The organism is Paenibacillus sp. IHB B 3084 (assembly GCF_001447315.1).
Classification (GTDB): Bacteria; Bacillota; Bacilli; order Paenibacillales; family Paenibacillaceae; genus Paenibacillus.
On record NZ_CP013203.1, the window covers coordinates 3,978,037 to 3,995,086 of the forward strand.

The following is a 17,050-nucleotide window of genomic DNA, read 5'->3' on the forward strand; positions in this document are numbered from 1 at the left end:
GAACGTGACAAACCGCTTGCGAACGTTGATGTTTCCTCTATTTAATGTGCTGCTGAACGGATTTAATTTTTTCTTCCATATTGCAGCGAGCTGGTATCTTACCGGACAAGCTTATGGTCAGGCGAATGCGCTGCTGGCCCTCTTTGCACTTTTGTCCGTTTTGGGCCTGTCCATTCAGCTATTAACAGCCAAGCTGGTCTCCAAAGGAGACAAGAAGGTTCCGCTGCGTAGCCTGCCACTCGGTTCCCTATTGCTAAAAGCACCTCTGTTGCTAACCGTGCTTGCCATGGCGATATTACTGGCGCTTCATCCGTTGCTGCGTTCGTTATTAGGCGTGGATTCCGGCCCGCTATTTATGCTGTATGCCTTGGTGGGGCTGCATATTCTCGTCAGCTCGTGCCGTGGAGATTTACAGGGCAGAGAACGTATGCTGGCGCTGAATGTGAACTATTACTTGGAGGTTTTAGGAAAGCTGGGCCTGTTCTTTATACTGGCTGCATCAGGGCTCAAGCTGGAGGCTTTACTGCTGGCAAGCTGTGGGGGGATGCTGCTGTCGCTGCTTCACGGCTGGGCTGTTTCGGTGCGGGGCTTATCCTTACGCGGACGGACTGGAGAACGTATATCTTCCGGGCTATGGAAATCACTAGGTCAGGATTTTACGGATAGTCTCATTACGAATTTATTTATTTTGTTCTGTATCTCCATTGACATGCTCTATGTGCAGCATTACTTTCCCGAACAGGCCAGCGGTTATGCGATTGCGTTGAAATACAGCCAGTTGGTCTATTACGTGTCGTACAGCTTGATAGCTGCCTTTATTCCAAAGCTCGGTGCGCAGGGGCATGACCGCCAAGCCTTGCGCAAGCTGGTTGCCGTCTATGCCGGATTAATGGCTGTTGCAGCGATCTGTGTATATGTGGGCACTACCTTTGTGTTCCCACCTTCTATTCCCGTACTATTCGGGGCTTCATACCAGTCGGCAGAAGCTTATATTCCGTTGGGAGGATGGGTGTACTGGCTGTTTTCCATCGTGCTGTTCTTTGTTCATGTGCATGTATTGGTGGGCAGACGCAAATTTATGTTCGGGCTACTGGCTGGAGCTGCGATTTTATTGGCAGCCTTTCATGTGGCGCATCAAAACCCGTCTGATTTTCTGCTATCCGAGTTGATTGTTTACGGCGCCATGTCGCTCTATTTTGTGGTAGATGCCTATGTATATTTGTTCAAAATAAAAATAAGGGGGGATTCACCCCATGAATACAATACCTGAACAGAATGGTAAAACCGTAATTCTGTTGCTCTCCTGGCGTGACATTCGTTCACCTAAAAGCGGGGGAGCCGAAATTTTCACCCACGAAATGCTCAAACGCTCACAGCAAGACCGTTTTCAGTTTATTCATTTTTCGCCCAGGCTCGAGGGGATGCCCGAGGAAGAAATCATAGACGGAATTACGTATATCCGAAAAGGAAACATTTATAGCGTCATTTATTATGCCATGCGCTATTATCGCCATCATCGCAAGCATATTGATTATGTGATTAATCAGGCGAACACACATCAGTTTTTCACACGTTTCTGGGTAGAGGCACCCAAGCGGATTTTCTTTATACATCAGCTAACAAGGGAAATATGGTTTGAAAATGCTGGTTTTCCGCTGAATCATATCGGATATCGATTGGAGCCCTGGATGCTCAAGCTTGCTCGTAAGGATCGGACAATTACCGTATCCCCATCTACCCGTTACGATCTGCTCAAGCTGGGCTTTCACCCGGATCGTGTTCATCTGTTGCCTGAAGGCATCGAGTTTGAACACTGGTCTCGGGAACAATTTTTAACCAAGGAGTCCAATCCGACCTTTATGTACGCCGGGCGCTTTGTGAAATATAAAGGCATTGATCTGGTGGTTGAAGCTTTTGGAGGGCTCAAGAAAAAATTCCCTCAGGCTATGTTATGGATCGCTGGAAAAACCGATAAAACCTATGTGGCAGAACAATTATTGCCGATCATGAAACGGTATGGATTGACCTACGGAGAACCGGACGAACAGGGACAATCCCAAGCGGATATTACCTTTTACGGATTTGTTTCAGCAGAGCATAAGCTGGAGTTGATGAGCCGCGCCCACGCGCTCGTATTCCCTTCCCTGCGTGAAGGCTGGGGCTTGACGATTACCGAAGCAGCGGCTGTGGGGACTCCCAGCATCGTCAGTAATTCACCCGGACTGGTGGACGCGACGGATTTTGGGAAAAGCGGATACCTATGCTTCCACGGCGACATCCGGGGATTATCTGAACAAATGGAAAGAGCAGCAAACGGCGGCGAAGACTATATGGCCATGCGTGAGCGGGCGTATCAGTATGCGCTGGGATTTCATTTTGATCATACGGCGGCTGCATTTGAGCAGTTAATGGGAGATTGGATAAAGGAGGCGGAACAGAGTGGACAAAGTGGTCATTCTCTTCTCCACGTACAACAATGAACGGACGATAGAACCTTGTTTGCGGAGCTGTATGTGGCAAAATTACAAGGATCTGCATATCGTGATTGCCGATGACGGCTCGGAGGACCAGACCGTGGAGACGATTCGTACGCTAGCGGCAGGGAGCCCAGTACCCGTAACGGTGTTGGAGCTTCCTCATGGGGAGCGGGGAGTCGCAAGAGTCAAGGCGGTTGAGGAAGCCGGACGTTTGGGTGCCGAATACATACTTGTATTGGATTCCGATATGATTTTAGCCGAGCATTTGATTCAGCAGAGCATCGACTTTTTTGACCATCATCAGGATATCGGCGCATTGGTCGTTCCCGAGGAGGCCTATTCGGAAGCGGCCAACTTTTTTTCCAAAGTCAAAGTCTTTGAGCGGAATGTTATTAACAACGCGGGTGAGAGCTTGGGAAAACGTTCGATTGAAGCGGCACGCTTCTGGCGAATGAGCGCTTATGAATCGACAGGCGGATTTAACGCGGAGCAGATTGCTTTTGAAGAAATACAGCCGACCCTGCGTTATATAGAGTCTGGCGGAGTCATCCGGCGGGCGGTGTTTACACGTGTATATCATGATGAAAAACAGGTCTATTTGCGTGATGTATTACGTAAAAAAGCTTACTACTTCTCGGTGATGGATCGTACGTTGTCGTCTGAGGAGGGGGATTGCGGAAGGCGCTGGAACGGTGGTACTTTTTCCGTCCGGTGCTGTATACATGGAGCAATCTGAAAAGCTATATCCGTCACCCGTTGCTAACGGCGGGGATGTTATGGATGTATGCATGCCTGACCGTGATTGGGGCAGCCGCCGTGTTGAAGGGCGGCGCCCGTCACTCAGGCGATCTCGCTAAGGCGGATAAGGCGTAAGGATGAACGGCCCAGAGTCAGCGTATCCAGCGTATACAGGTCGGGATCGGAAGATTCCGACTCCTCATACGGTATATACAGTGAATGTGCGGTTAACTGAATGCCTGCCTGTTTAGGGTGGCGAAGAGAGCTGCCTACAGGATACAGTTCAGCGAGTGCAACATGTACTGCAGTTACGATATCTTGCTCATTCATCAGCACATAGGGTCGGTATGGAGCATTCAGAATGCTGTCTATAAATACCGACAGGGCAGGAGCGATGCTCTGGTCTGTGTTCAGATGTGTTCGATTGAGTTTGGCTTCATCAAGCGCCTCGTACAGGATCCTTTTCAGTGTGTCATCATCCAGTTCCAGTGGTTTGGTCAAAAAGCGGAAGACGCCTACTTGATTAATCGCGGATAAAATGGTCTGCGTATGCAGGTGACCTGACAAAATGATCCGCACGATATGGGGATAATCCTCCTTGATCATGCGAAGGAAGGTAATCCCGTCCAGACCAGGCATAAGCAGATCGGAAACCACGACATCAATCGGGTGCTGCTCCAGCACCTGCAAGGCTTCTTTGGTAGTATGAGCGGTATGTAAGGTGAACCTTTCTTCCGACAATGTCCGTTCAAGCAGGGACAAAACCATAGGACTGTCGTCAACAAATAGAATGTTTTGGGGTGTCATAAGAACTGCGCAACTCCAATCAGGAAGTAAGAAATGAGGAACTACATGTATAATATCAGCGTTTTGGCATTTTTGAAAGATGTCAATACAGAACGGGCGCTGCGTCTTTTTTGTGAACGATTCGACTCGGCTGAACATGCGCTCTGGGAAAAAGGAATGCGTCTGCTTCACCAGTATCATGCTGCACGACATGCAGGAGTAACCCTGACCGTCTCCAGCGCACTTCAGCATATGGACGATCGTCATGATATTTACATTGTTGATCTGCGCGAGTACAGCGAAGAAGAGCTGGATCGTTTATATATTGCAAAAACCTGCGAGTTGCTGCTGCTGACGGATGGGGCAACGGAAACCGCTGCAAGGTTTGCCGCACTCCAGCGCCGGACTCCCCGGTTGTTGTGTGCACGGCTGCCGCTGGTCAGCTACGAGCTGGAGTGTCTGATGCAGGCCATTCTGGGCCGAATTGAACCGAATGGAGGGGACAGGGAAGCATGAAGCGATGGGCGTTGTTGAAACCGGGTTGGCAAAAGCTGATCCTGTACCTGCTTGTTCTGGGCGCGACCGTGCTTCTGGCGATTGCGATTCAATGGTTTATCGTTCGGGAGTTCAGTGGTCAATTGGCGGACATTCAGGACGAGCAGCTCCGGTATGAGGTGCAGGATTGGTCCAGCCGTATATCCGAGCACTACGCGGCATGGCAGGCTGAACTGAATGAGCTGGCCTCCAACCTCGGCAGAAATATACTGAATCAGGGGACGCGTCAGTATACCGAGGGCTTTAAGCGTGAAAGCGGGGCATTTTATGTGCTGGATGAACAGTATCGTGTGATTGCCGGACGTGATAACCGTGAGATGAAAAGCGCGGTACAGCAAATTAAATTGCTGCAAAATGGCTGTGCCGTAAGCTCCTTTGTGACAGAGGATCATCAGCCTGCGCAGTATATCGTGTGCAGGATTCAAGGGGCGCAGACGGGCGGCTTTATGGTGCGTACCATTGACTCCGGTATGCTCAGCGGTATCATCAAGAGTAAACCGGTCAATCCGCACGAGACTTTATTTTATAATGATCAATTCAAGGTCGTAGCTTCCCTCAACACATCGGATATCAATCGGACAGACATTACGGGTGTAACCCGCAGGTTGCTGGAGGGCAATACGGGTGTTGTTGAAGATCAGGGAGTGAAACACGGCATAGGGTTCAGCCGCGTTGGGGAAGAGGCTCTTTACATTTCAGTTGAGGATGTTGATCAGGACACTGCCCAGCGGATCAGCTCTTTTCGCAAAAAGGTATGGCTGGTCATGGCTCTGCTATTGTTGATACTATGGGCCATTCTCGTACAGTTTCGCAAACGGATCGTGAAGGATACGCTCGTGAATAATCAGGTGCGGGACCAACGGCGGGATGAGGATATGCGACAGCAGCAGGATACGTATTACTTGCCGTTAATGCAGACGATTGAGCAACGGCTTCAGGAGCTGCAAGAGCAGACTGCCCGTCTGACAGGCGGTGATGATTTGAAGTTGCTGGGCTTTTATCATGATCTGGCGAACCGCTTTGAAGCAGCTTCCAGTCAGGGAAAGGGAGCATCCCATGAGGAATTGGAATATTTCCGTGAGTTGAATGAAAATTTCATTCAGGGACGTCTCAAACAGGAATCCTCACTGGGAGGGCTGCTGACCGGAGTCCGCACCTTACGTGATGAGCTGGAAGAGAAGATGCACGACAATAGCGGAATCAGCTTTACGGATATGAATGAGGTATTATCTGAGTCGCTGAAATGGGCGAACCGTTCGTTGAACATGAAGGATATTCAGGTCATCTTGCGGCAAGAGCCTATTCCGTCCATTGCAGCCCAAACGCCGATGCTGTACAAGACGATTCAGGGATTGCTGGAGAACTCGGTACAGGCGATGGGCCAAACGAATAAGCTATCGGAGGATCAGGAGCGGGGACGTACGGGGCTGCTGCGTTCCAAGCGCCAGACTCAAGTCCTCAAGGTTAGCTCGCGGCTGGAAGAAGGAGAAATTGTTATTACCATTGAGGATACGGGCGGCGGCATTGATGACAAGATGCGCTGGAGCTATTTCCAGCCGGACTATTCCCAAAACTCGCAGGAGCATACGTTCAGCCTGTATCATATGGATGCCTATCTAAAGACAATCAGCGGCCGCTTAAAGCTGCGTAATACGGATCAGGGCTTGCAGGCGATCGTTCGTTTAAGAAGATAACGGAGAGATAAACCGAAAGATCATCGGAAATTTCAAGAGAGGGGGGCCAGGCATGGTAAGAAAATGGATATTTCGATACCGCTATGATATGGCAGCAATCTTACTGATGCTGGCAGCGATTGGCGTATATCTTGCGCCTATCTATGGACCGGGGCAAATCGTGTTTAGTGATATTGCCTTTGGAGCCACCTCTCATCGGTATCTGGAGGAAATTATGGGAGTATGGAACGAACGGTGGTCTACCTCTACCATGTTCAATGCTCCCCGTATCCTTTATATCTTGCCCTTCTACGGACTTTCGTTGCTATTCGGGGAAAGCGGCCCGGTTTTGCTCAAGTCGTTTATCACGGGTCTGCTGTTTGTTTCCGCATTTTCGATGTATGCCTTTGCCAAGCGGCTGGTCAGTGTATATTATTCACCGAGCTTTACGAAAACCCGTATTTTTGCCATCATGATCGGCGCACTGTTTTATGCACTGAATCCGTGGGTTATTTTCCGCATTCAGCATATTTATTTGCTCTGTGGGTATAGTTTGTTTCCGTTAATGCTGCGTTTCTTTTTCAGCGCGGTTGATCCCAAATTTCAAATTCAGCAAATTAAAAACTATAATCCTCACAAGCTGTACCAGCGGAACTGGATAGACTTGTTCCTGTTGGCGGCGGTATTTACCGTCAGCGCCGCTGCGATTCATTATTTTTTCTTCGGCATGATTTATTTGGGCTTGTTCACCGTGCTCTTACTGATCAAACTGACCTGGACGCACCGCAAGGCCGGTCGCACCTATTTACAGCCTTTATACGGCAATTTTTTGCGTAAAGGGATCATTTTTGGCGTGTTCTTCGGACTACTCAGTTTTTACTGGTTGTCCCTGTATCTCGGCAGTATGGTGATGGATGCTCAGGCGTCGCAGCATAATATCAACGTCGTCGATACTTTGTCCCTGTTCAGTCGTAACAGCAGCTTATATAATGTGGGCTACTTGCTGAGCTATTGGTGGCCTATGTTTTCTTTTTCCTCACTGCCTGCGATGTTTTATGTGGGCGGGGGATTTTTACTGCTCTTGATTGGTTATGCGATGGTGACGCGCTCACACAAAAATCCGATCATTCTGATCTTTTCGCTGCTTACGCTATTATTTCTCGTCGCAGCCACCGGGACAACCTTCCCGTCCATTGCCAAGTGGTTTGTCATTCTGGTGACGAAGACCCCTGTGATTGGCTCGGTTTTCCGTGATCCCAACAAGTTTATCGGGCTGATTGCCCTTAATTTCGGGGTGTTGCTGACCTTCGGCGTGATTCAGATTATGGAATGGTTCGGCTCATCGCCGCTGCAACGAGTGTATAAAAGGCTGGCGCTTGTCATTGTCGTCCTGTGCCTTGGCGTGTATTTTGCACCCTTGCGTACCCAATTCATTGAGGGGTATTACAAGCCGGTTCAAGTGCCGGAGGCTTACAGCCAAATGGCTGAAAAGCTGACCGACCCGGATCGCTTCGACAGCAAGGCATTGTATTTTCCGATTGCCGACAATATGATTCAGAGCTTTAACGGCGTAGCCACGCCTAAATGGAATAAGGGTAAGACAGCAACCGAGAAGGCAACCGGGGATTTTCAGGTGTACTCATCTCCTAAAAATACGATTTTCCATCATGAAGGCAACGACCCCGGGATTACATACTATATGAACTTTCTGGAGTATTTGCTGGACAACGGGCTAAGCTCTCGGTTAGGCTGGTTGTTCTCCACCTTCGGGGTTAATCAGTTAGTGTACCATGACGAATATGAGGGACAGGAGAAGCGGCAGGATTTTCATCTGTCTCAACTGGAAGGTCAGACGGGGCTGAAACGCACATACAAGAACGGAATTTTTTCCATATTTAATCTGGATCAGGCCCCGCCTTATATGAACATATTACCGAGCAAAATAGTGACACCTTACGGTTTTAGCCGACTGGAGAGCTACAGTCATCTGCCTGGATTTGATTTTAGTCGCTTCGGGGTACTATTCAGTGCGTTGAAGCCTGAGCTAAAAACCATTCAGACGGTTAACAAGGGGGATTATGTGGAAGCGGCCTCCTTTAACGATTTGCTGTTGTCACAGCTTCCGGCAGAGGATTATTTGCGTCCGTTTGATGTCATTGAAGATGGCAATGCTTTTTTAAAATGGTCCAAAACCTTTGCCTCGACCAACGATTGGTTATGGTATTTATCGTCCCAAAATATACGAAATTTCCCGTTTGATATGGAAATGGACGCCGGGATTGCTGTCACCTTTGCCAGTAAGAAGCTGGATGTGGCCCCTTATCAGATGAGCAGCATTGAAGGGAAAACAGTCGTGGATTTTGATTCCATGCTGCGGACCGAAACCTTCTTCAAACCGGATAATCCGCAGTTGTTCAGCGTGGAGGCTAATCCGCGTGAGGAATTGAATGATGTGCCGACCCTGCACGGCGAGATTATGAAGGGAGACCCGAGCAATATATGGCAGGTCGCCAGATCCGGTTTGCTGGAAGCCAAGGAAAATAACCCGTACCAGTTTCAGATTACCGTCTCTGGACGCGGCACGAACAAAATGCATGTTAAAATGAGATTTTATGATAAGCAGATGCGTGAGCTGGGGTTAGCTATGTTGTGGCTCCTTCGGAGGGATACAATTTTGACGGTGTGAAATTTTACGGGGAATATGTGTCCCCGCCGGGCAGCTACTGGATGCGAATGGATTTGTTAACCCTGCAACGCCCGCAGCAAAAGAATTACTGGTGGATTCATGATATCCAGTTACGTGATTTGGGACAATATAGTAAGCCTAACGCATTTACGATGCACAAAAAGCTGGAACAGCCGCAAACCTCGCATGTATATGCGAGAGTGTTTATGAATAAGGCAGGCGGGAAGCTGCAAGTTACGCTGCCGGGTGGAGTGGTCGACATCAAGACCCATGATGAAGGCTTGAATCAGTTCCAATGGGTCGACCTGGGAGAACATGCTTTTCCCAAAGGGGATACCCCGATTACAGTTAATAACCTGCAAGGCTTTAACGCGATCAATCAATTTGCGATTGTACCTGTAGACCAGCTGGATGAGCTATCTTTTCCGGTGGAGCAGGCGTTGAAGCGGGGCAAGCTCTTTTTCACCCTGGAGGCCGAGAGCGATTTTAACGCCCAAGGAAATGTGCAGTCAGAGCGTGCTCTGCCGAGGCTCAGCATGGGACGGGGAATCAGCTATCAGAAAGGTACATTAAGCAGGGATGTGGAGATCGCCAAAACTGGCACCTATTCTACAGCTATTCTGGCTGATTTACCTGCCGGGTATCATGGGGCATTGACGATGAAGTGGACGAATGAAGAGACAGGAACGGTGCTGACAAGAACGATCCATACAGGTGAGTCGTATAAGCGGTTGCCCGTTACCTCTTCGTCCGAAAAACAGGTCATTGAAACGGTGCCGAATCAGGATGGCTTTGCCAAACAAATCATTCAAATTCCCGGTTTACTGAACGATTATGGACGTGTAGAGTTCAAAAATCTGTTTTTAACCAAAGGGAAGTATCGCTTAACGCTGGTGTTGGACAGTCAGGTGCCGTCCATGAGCGGGTATGAAGATATTCATCGGATGGCCGCGCAGGAAGTGACGGTTATGCCAGAGGATAACACGAAGGAATCTTTAACCAATGATGTAGGCTGCGTGGCGGATATTCAGCCTGGCAAGATGAGTCTGTCATCAGGCGGCGAGGGGTTGTCCATTCGTTACGCACCGAGCTATTCTTGTGATTGGAATATATATGCGTCGAAGAAGATGAAGGCTGAGCCGCTGCGAGAATATGCCGTACAACTGGATGCGAGGTCAAAACAAATTGGAAGTCGGCATATGAAGGTCATTTTTTTGAATAAAGCCTCCCAAATCCTCCAGACCTCTTATATTAACGAGGTGGAGGAGCGAGATAAGGAGCAATGGAATCATTATGATCAGATTGTGAAGGCTCCAGCAGGAACCGCCTTTATGCAGTTTCAGATTTTGGCGCATGCGCATAAGAAGCAGTCAGGCTTATTTCAAATGAAGCATTATTCCGTCATCCCTTATCAGGCGATGATTACAGTGGATCAGCTTACGTTGTTTGAGGGGACGGAGATGGAAACCTTTTTTACGGCTTCCCATGCTTCAGAAAGTATTCAGGCTTCTCGTGAAAATTCTATGGAACGCAGCTTTACGCTGTATAATCCGACGCATCAGCAGGTGCTGATTCGGGAAACCGAGTCGCCCAATCCACTGTGGGAATTCAGACTGGGAAGTGAAACCCAGCGTGCCCGTCTGTCGGTGAACGGAGTGACTACCGGATTTATAACCAGTGGCAGCGGAAGCGGCAAGGTCGTCATAATTCTGGCTTCCGCCTACCGCTTTGGCTGGATATTGTTCATACTTGGGATACTTGGTGGGGCGGCTTGTTTTCTTCCTTATCGGCGATGGAAAAAACGAAAGATTCCATAGAAGGAAGTTCCTATGATGCTATTCAGTAGCCATTAGAAGGCACGGCTACATCTCGTATTTGTACCCCCGGCCCCAGACGGTACGGATGTGCTGAGGATTTTTGGGGTCACGTTCGATTTTTTTGCGGAGACTGGAGATATGTACGTCAATCGTGCGATCGAGATAGGCACCGTCTCCGCCTTTAATCCGATCCATCAGCTCGCTGCGGGTAAAGACTTTCCCCGGATAGCAGGATAGCTCTTTTATAATGGAAAATTCGATTTGAGTCACTTCAACCTCCCGGTCATCGACCAACAGGCTGTGACGGTAATCATTCACCCAGACCCGCACTTTTTTGAGTTTTTTGGTTATGGCTTGGGACTCGGCAGGCATGTTGCGGCCAGAGCGGCGCAGTAAGGCTTTGATACGAGCGTTTAGCTCTCTCAGGTTGAATGGCTTGCATAAAAAATCATCCGCTCCGTCATCCAGTGCTTTAATTCTTATATTCAAAAGAGTATTGTTGGAGATCACCAGCACAGGAACCGTCGTATATTGACGGAGTTGGCCGATTAGTGCGCATTCGACCATACCGGAAACATAAGATCGGTCACAATAATATCAGGCTTAAAACGCATAAGTGTCGGAAGTGCTTGTTTGGAATCGTAAATAAGTTCGGTATGATAACCTTCTTCCTGAAGATGAAGGGCGATCATATCTGCCAAACTTTTTTCATCTTCAATGATCAGTATTTTAATGGACATGACGGACAGCTCCTGTACAAACAGATATACAAATACATAAGTATGCATAAATTGCGATTTATGCATACTTATGTATTCGGCAAATATATGAAAACGAATAGTGCCAGATGGCACATACTTTATTAATTTAGAGGAAGAAGGTTGCATCATTGCGAATGATTTTACTATCTGGAGGTTCCGGGAAACGTCTCTGGCCTTTGTCCAATGAGAGTCGCCCCAAGCAGTTTCTTACGATTCTGCGTCATGACGAACGACCTGAAAGCATGCTGCAACGGATTTGGCGGCAGTTATCTGAAGCCAATTTGGCAGGGGAGGCCTATTTTCAACGAGTGGAACTCAAGCTGAGCTGATCCGCGGGCAAATTGGGGCGGACGCTGTGGTAATTGAGGAGCCGACCCGGCGGGATACATTTCCGGCCATTTCCTTGGCTGCGGCCTACTTACATGACCGGGCAGGTGTGTCGCGCGACGAGATTGTAGGGGTCATGCCGGTGGACGGATATGCTGGGGATGAGTTTTTCGAGCATCTGCGCAGACTCCCATTTATATTGGAGCAATCCGGGAGTGACATCGCACTCATGGGAGCTGCTCCAACCGAGCCTTCTGACAAATACGGCTATATTGTTCCTTCGTCATCTTCCTCCCCCAATCAGCCGTATCTCAGGGTTAGCTCATTTGTGGAAAAGCCGGATCTGATCCGTTCGGAGGCGCTGATCCGGGAAGGAGCCCTATGGAATTGCGGTGTGTTTGCCTTCAGGCTTGGTTTTTATTGGACATGCTGGAGCAAAAGGGCCTATCATCGGACTATGCATCCCTTTCGACAAATTATGCAGAATTGCCTAAAACCAGCTTCGATATTGCGGTAGTGGAACAGACCCGTCGGCTTTCGGTGCTTCCGTATCATGGGGAGTGGAGGGATCTAGGAACGTGGGATTCGCTGGTGCGGGAAATGAGTTCAGAACTGAGCGGCCCGGGCTATATTTCAGAAGCTTCTCATGATTCGCATATTATCAATGAACTGGAGATTCCGGTTAGCATCTGGAATGTCCCGGACATTATTGTCGTTGCCGGGCCGGATGGCGTGCTGGTCACCGATCGACAATCATCCACAGGGATTAAGGATATGGTGGCGGAAATTGAGATTGGACCTCGTTTTGAGGAGCGCTTTTGGGGGAAGCAAACGGTATTGTCCCAGCAACAAGCGGCCAGCGGCTTACAGACAGTCACCAAACGGGTAGTCATCTCTGCTGGAAGATTCATCAGCTATCATGAACATCAGTTCCGTAAAGAGGTGTGGACTATTACGTCCGGGGTGGGAAGCGTCTGTATCGATGGAATAATGCAAATGGTCAACCCCGGTGAGGTTATCGTCGTAGAGCCGGGTACCAAGCATTATATAGGTGCTGTCGAAGGGGATTTGGAGTTCATCGAATCTCAAATGGGGCATATTGTGTCAGAAACCGATATTATCAGATACGAATTTCCCGACTCCATCTAATACTAGCTATATAAGCTTAACTAAAAAAGGTACATGAGAAACGGAGTTGGCAGATGGTGCTGTACAATCGAAGCACGATCCGTCTGCGCAGTAGGACTCGGCTGAGTACAAAGGGCGGTATCATAAGGTAGAATGGAGAGTCAGGAACCAATTTTTCTTGGAAACCTTAAATCATCTGAAATTCCTAAAAAAGGTATCCATGCGGTGAACGCGTGAATACCTTTTTCTGCATGAAAGCTTGTCCATAAGAAACGGAATAGGACGATGCTTATAAAATCAGTTTCTTGGAAATCAGCCACTCTTTTACCACATCCGTACTGAGGTCTCTTTCAGGTGTCCATTCCACTTTATCCACCAGCTTGCCATGTCTGAATTCCGCAATGGTGGGGGTATACTTTACGTTGTATTCCTCTTTAAATTTATTCCATTGAGGCTTGTCCTTATGAATTTTGTGAACATTCAAAAAAGTGATTTTGGAGCCCAGATCATACTGCTCGATCATCTTGTTAAAGTTAGGCTCAAAGCGGTTGCAGTCTCCACAGCTAGGTCTGCCTACATAGATAAACACACTTTGATCCTGCTGGATCATGGTTTTAAAACCATTAATTGTAACCGCATTCAAGTGATCGTATATTTCGGGATAATTGCTTTTACTCGCTTGAATCTCTTTGTCTTTCTGCTGAACAACCTGCTCTAGATCCTGAAATTTGAACACAGCCGAAATAGCGATAGCAATGACCAGCAGCGCAATCACGCTTAGACCGACAATATATCCTTTTTTCACAGAAATCCTCCTTTATTTAACAATCTTATACATACCATAAATGATATTTCCATTTTTCGCTGTAATACTTGTCTCACTCTGTATAAAAAAAGAAGCTTTCCATTCGGAAAGCTTCTTTTTTGAGCAGTATTAGCTGGGCTTTATTATGGTTTAATGGAAACTAGACAACCACCGTCATCAGGTAATCTTGTCGTTTCACTTCAGATTCTGCTGTTTTCAGAACATCCAGATACTGAGCAGAATTCGTCACGATGATCGGCGTGGCTGTCGGATAACCTGCAGCTTGAATTTGTTCAATGTCAAATTCGAGCAACAGCTGTCCCTGTGTAACCACGTCGCCTTCCTTCACACGCTTATCAAAAAATTGTCCTTTCAGCTTCACCGTATTGACCCCAACGTGGATCAGAATTTCTGCTCCGTCATTAGAAGTAATACCGATAGCATGTCCGGTCGGGAATACCGTCGTAATCGTTCCGTCTACAGGAGAAGTCAGTACGCCCTCTGTAGGTTCAATCAGAATTCCTTTACCCATAGCCCCTGATGCAAAAGCGACATCAGAAGATTCTTCGAGTGGCAGCACTTTACCTTGCAGTGGACTTACGAGAATTTCCTTCTCGATCAAAGTTTCTTTTTTCTCTGGTGTTGGTGTTGTTTTGACAGCTTCTTCTTTTGGATCATCAAAGCCCAAAATCATAACCAGCACAGCTGCGAGTACAAAGGCAACGAGCAAGCCGATGACAACCCACAAAAATCCAGGTCCGAAGTAAGTCGGCAACGCCAGCAGGCCCGGTAATGCAAAGGATTGCGCATGCGCTCCACCGGAAGCGATAATAGCTCCGCCGATTGCACCGGAAATACAAGCATAAATAAAAGGTTTTTTCAATTTCAAAGTTACGCCATAAATCGTTGGTTCTGTAATCCCAAAAACAGCCGCCAGCGTAGAGGAACCCGCCAAAGCCTTCAATTGAGTGTTGCGGGATTTCAGGAATACGCCCAGTGTTGCACCAGCCTGAGAAAGCACGGCTGCTGTAAGCATCGGCAGCATGGTGTCATAACCCAGTGTAGCAATATTCGACAGCATGACCGGAACGAAGCCCCAATGCACGCCGAAAATAACAAACACTTGCCAGAAAGCCCCGGCAACAGCACCAGCGACCAGCGGACTTAAATTGTATACCCAGGTAAAGCCATTCGCCAAGCCTTGGCTGATCAGGTTACCTATCGGACCAAAGGCCAGGAATGTCAACGGAATAACGACCAGCAACGCCAGCATTGGTACGATAATATTTTTCACCGATTGATGGATAAAGGAATTGAACCAGCGTTCCACATAAGATTGCACCCATACCGCGAGAATAATCGGAATGACACTGGAACTGTAATTAATCAGAATGATCGGAATACCGAGAAACGCCAGTCTTTCCGGATTGCTTACCGCCGCTATAACGGCTGGATAGACCAAAGCCCCGGCGATTGCCACGGATACAAAGGTATTGGTTTTGAATTTACGGGACGACGTAATAGCCAGAAATACAGGCAGGAAATAAAATACACTGTCCGAAGCTGCGCTCAGGATCAGATACGTACCGCTTGCAGCATCAATCCAATGGAAGGATAGAATTAACGCCAGCAATCCCTTGAGTAAACCTGCTCCGGCAAGGGCACCCAGAATAGGAGAGAAAATGCTGGAAATAATATCGACCGCTTTACCAAGAAAGTTCGTTTTTTCGGAAGACTCTTCCTTTTTTTCACCTGCATTTTCGGCATCCTGCAAATTCGTTTCTGCCATCATATGCTCAAATACTTGGCCTACATTGTTGCCGATAACAACTTGAAACTGGCCACTGCTTTCCACCACGGTAATGACACCGGGCGTTGCTTCCAATGCAGCTTTGTCTGCTTTTGTACGATCATTTAATTTAAATCTCAAGCGTGTGGCGCAATGGAATACCGAATTGACATTCTCTTCGCCGCCAACAAGGGTCACTATTTTTTTGGATAGCTCTTTATCACTCATGTTCAGAACTCCTTATAGGTTATTCTTGATATGGATAGGATTTACCGTTTACTTCTGTTGCTAAGATGCGCCGGCGTGCATCTTTTTAACCTTGTAAACAAGAAAAACCTAAACTCGTAGCGAAAGCAACACGTCCTCTCCTTAAAGAAGAACGTGGATTTCGCCATCAGTTTAGGTTTTGCCTGCCTTACCAGTCACAATCCTTATACGATGAAATTATGAAGTTTACTTGCCTGTTACTCCGTGATATTATTTCGCTCAGTCACTCGATGAATATGAATGGTCAGATACACATATTCGTCTTTGCTTAAATATTGGTCGTATGTTTTTTCCAGATACTCATTGATTTTTTGCGCACAAGCGAAAGCTTCGGTATACGTCTGCTTTACCTGGTTGTACAAAAATTCTTCGCCGCTGTGAATGACCTCTTTACGAATCACCCGCATCGCAAAATATTGCAAATGTGTCAAAAATCTCGAATAGCTAAAGGAGGACTCATCCAGCACAATACCGTAATGGTACGTAATAATATTCAATATATGCTGAACGATTTCCGTCATTTTTAGCGTGGATTTCATTTCGTTACCGTCGATTCGAGCGTTCACCATATGCAATGCGATAAAGCCCGCTTCGTCTTCGCCCAGCTTTACTCCGAGCGTATCTTCAATTTTTTGCAGAGCATCCAGTCCAACCTCAAATTCTTTCTTGTAAAAGCGCCTAATCTCGTACAGCATCGCGTTTTGGAGCGCCAGCCCCTTTTCTTGCCGCTGTATGGCAAAATGAATATGATCGGTCAGCGTTAAATAAATATTATCGCTTAATTCTGTATCCAGCACTTGCGTTGCATGGGTCACAATTTCATTAACGACCTCCAGATGCGATACAGGGATATCGTTCAGCAGCTCCGTTAATTTGGCTGTGAACTCGTTTTCATTTAACATGAAGATTTTATCTATTTTATGATCATCAACTTGGTCGCCAGCCACCTTTTTGAAGGAAATGCCTCTTCCCATTACGATGACCTCTTTGCCTTTATCATTTTTAGTCAACAGGACGTTGTTATTGAGCACCTTCTCAATAATCATTGAAGTTCCCCCTCCCATCCTTTACCAATAAAAAATGCCTAAGCACAATTCAACACTATTGTTAGCAATAGCACTCAATTGAACTCAGGCATTGCCCGCATTACCGGTCACAATCCTTTTATATAGTGCTATTGTAGCACAAAAAAAAGCGATTTCAACATATTTTATTCTTATTCGACAAAAAACATTACATAC

Annotated in this window: 8 protein-coding genes and 4 pseudogenes; 7 read left to right on the plus strand and 5 right to left on the minus strand. The window is 47.4% G+C overall.

Annotation, left to right across the window (positions count from 1 at the left end; all coding sequences use genetic code 11):
* The first annotated feature begins 4 nt into the window (after window positions 1-4).
* The 3 genes and pseudogenes from ASL14_RS18675 to ASL14_RS18685 all read left to right on the plus strand — a co-directional run bounded on the left by ASL14_RS18675 (window position 5) and on the right by ASL14_RS18685 (window position 3,350).
* Window positions 5-1,270: an MATE family efflux transporter gene (locus tag ASL14_RS18675; RefSeq protein ID WP_134913002.1), complete on the plus strand. Its 1,266-nt coding sequence runs from the start codon at window positions 5-7 to the stop codon at window positions 1,268-1,270.
* The gene (locus tag ASL14_RS18680) at window positions 1,254-2,480 is read left to right on the plus strand and encodes a glycosyltransferase family 4 protein (RefSeq protein ID WP_134913003.1); all 1,227 of its coding nucleotides are present in this window, start codon (window positions 1,254-1,256) and stop codon (window positions 2,478-2,480) included. Before ASL14_RS18675 ends, ASL14_RS18680 begins: the two co-directional genes overlap by 17 nt.
* Window positions 2,440-3,350, plus strand: a pseudogene (locus ASL14_RS18685) (glycosyltransferase family A protein). Before ASL14_RS18680 ends, ASL14_RS18685 begins: the two are co-directional and overlap by 41 nt.
* Here the strand turns inward: ASL14_RS18685 and ASL14_RS18690 are convergent.
* Window positions 3,318-4,022, minus strand: coding sequence for a response regulator (locus ASL14_RS18690; protein WP_134913004.1), 705 nt, complete (start codon window positions 4,020-4,022; stop codon window positions 3,318-3,320). The pseudogene ASL14_RS18685 and the gene ASL14_RS18690 overlap by 33 nt on opposite strands.
* Window positions 4,023-4,067: 45 nt before the next feature.
* Here ASL14_RS18690 and ASL14_RS18695 point away from each other — a divergent pair, with 45 nt between their 5' ends.
* From ASL14_RS18695 to ASL14_RS18705, 3 genes and pseudogenes are all read left to right on the plus strand, one after another.
* Window positions 4,068-4,517 (plus strand): hypothetical protein, encoded by a 450-nt coding sequence (locus tag ASL14_RS18695; protein WP_134913005.1) that lies wholly within the window; start codon window positions 4,068-4,070, stop codon window positions 4,515-4,517.
* Window positions 4,514-6,250: a sensor histidine kinase gene (locus ASL14_RS18700; protein ID WP_134913006.1), complete on the plus strand. Its 1,737-nt coding sequence runs from the start codon at window positions 4,514-4,516 to the stop codon at window positions 6,248-6,250. Before ASL14_RS18695 ends, ASL14_RS18700 begins: the two co-directional genes overlap by 4 nt.
* 52 nt (window positions 6,251-6,302) lie before the next feature.
* Window positions 6,303-10,732: pseudogene (locus ASL14_RS18705) on the plus strand (hypothetical protein).
* 45 nt (window positions 10,733-10,777) lie between these two features.
* On the opposite strand, the pseudogene ASL14_RS18710 reads toward ASL14_RS18705, so the two are convergent.
* Window positions 10,778-11,472: pseudogene (locus ASL14_RS18710) on the minus strand (response regulator transcription factor).
* 155 nt (window positions 11,473-11,627) lie between these two features.
* Here ASL14_RS18710 and ASL14_RS18715 point away from each other — a divergent pair.
* Window positions 11,628-12,969, plus strand: a pseudogene (locus ASL14_RS18715) (sugar phosphate nucleotidyltransferase).
* 268 nt (window positions 12,970-13,237) lie between these two features.
* Here ASL14_RS18715 and ASL14_RS18720 read toward each other — a convergent pair.
* From ASL14_RS18720 to licT, 3 genes are all read right to left on the minus strand, one after another.
* The gene (locus ASL14_RS18720) at window positions 13,238-13,753 is read right to left on the minus strand and encodes a thioredoxin family protein (RefSeq protein WP_134913007.1); all 516 of its coding nucleotides are present in this window, start codon (window positions 13,751-13,753) and stop codon (window positions 13,238-13,240) included.
* A 160-nt stretch (window positions 13,754-13,913) separates the two neighbouring features.
* Window positions 13,914-15,770 (minus strand): beta-glucoside-specific PTS transporter subunit IIABC, encoded by a 1,857-nt coding sequence (locus tag ASL14_RS18725; protein ID WP_134913008.1) that lies wholly within the window; start codon window positions 15,768-15,770, stop codon window positions 13,914-13,916.
* A gap of 236 nt (window positions 15,771-16,006) precedes the next feature.
* Window positions 16,007-16,855 (minus strand): BglG family transcription antiterminator LicT, encoded by an 849-nt coding sequence (gene licT, locus ASL14_RS18730; RefSeq protein ID WP_134913009.1) that lies wholly within the window; start codon window positions 16,853-16,855, stop codon window positions 16,007-16,009.
* Between the last annotated feature and the right edge of the window lie 195 nt (window positions 16,856-17,050).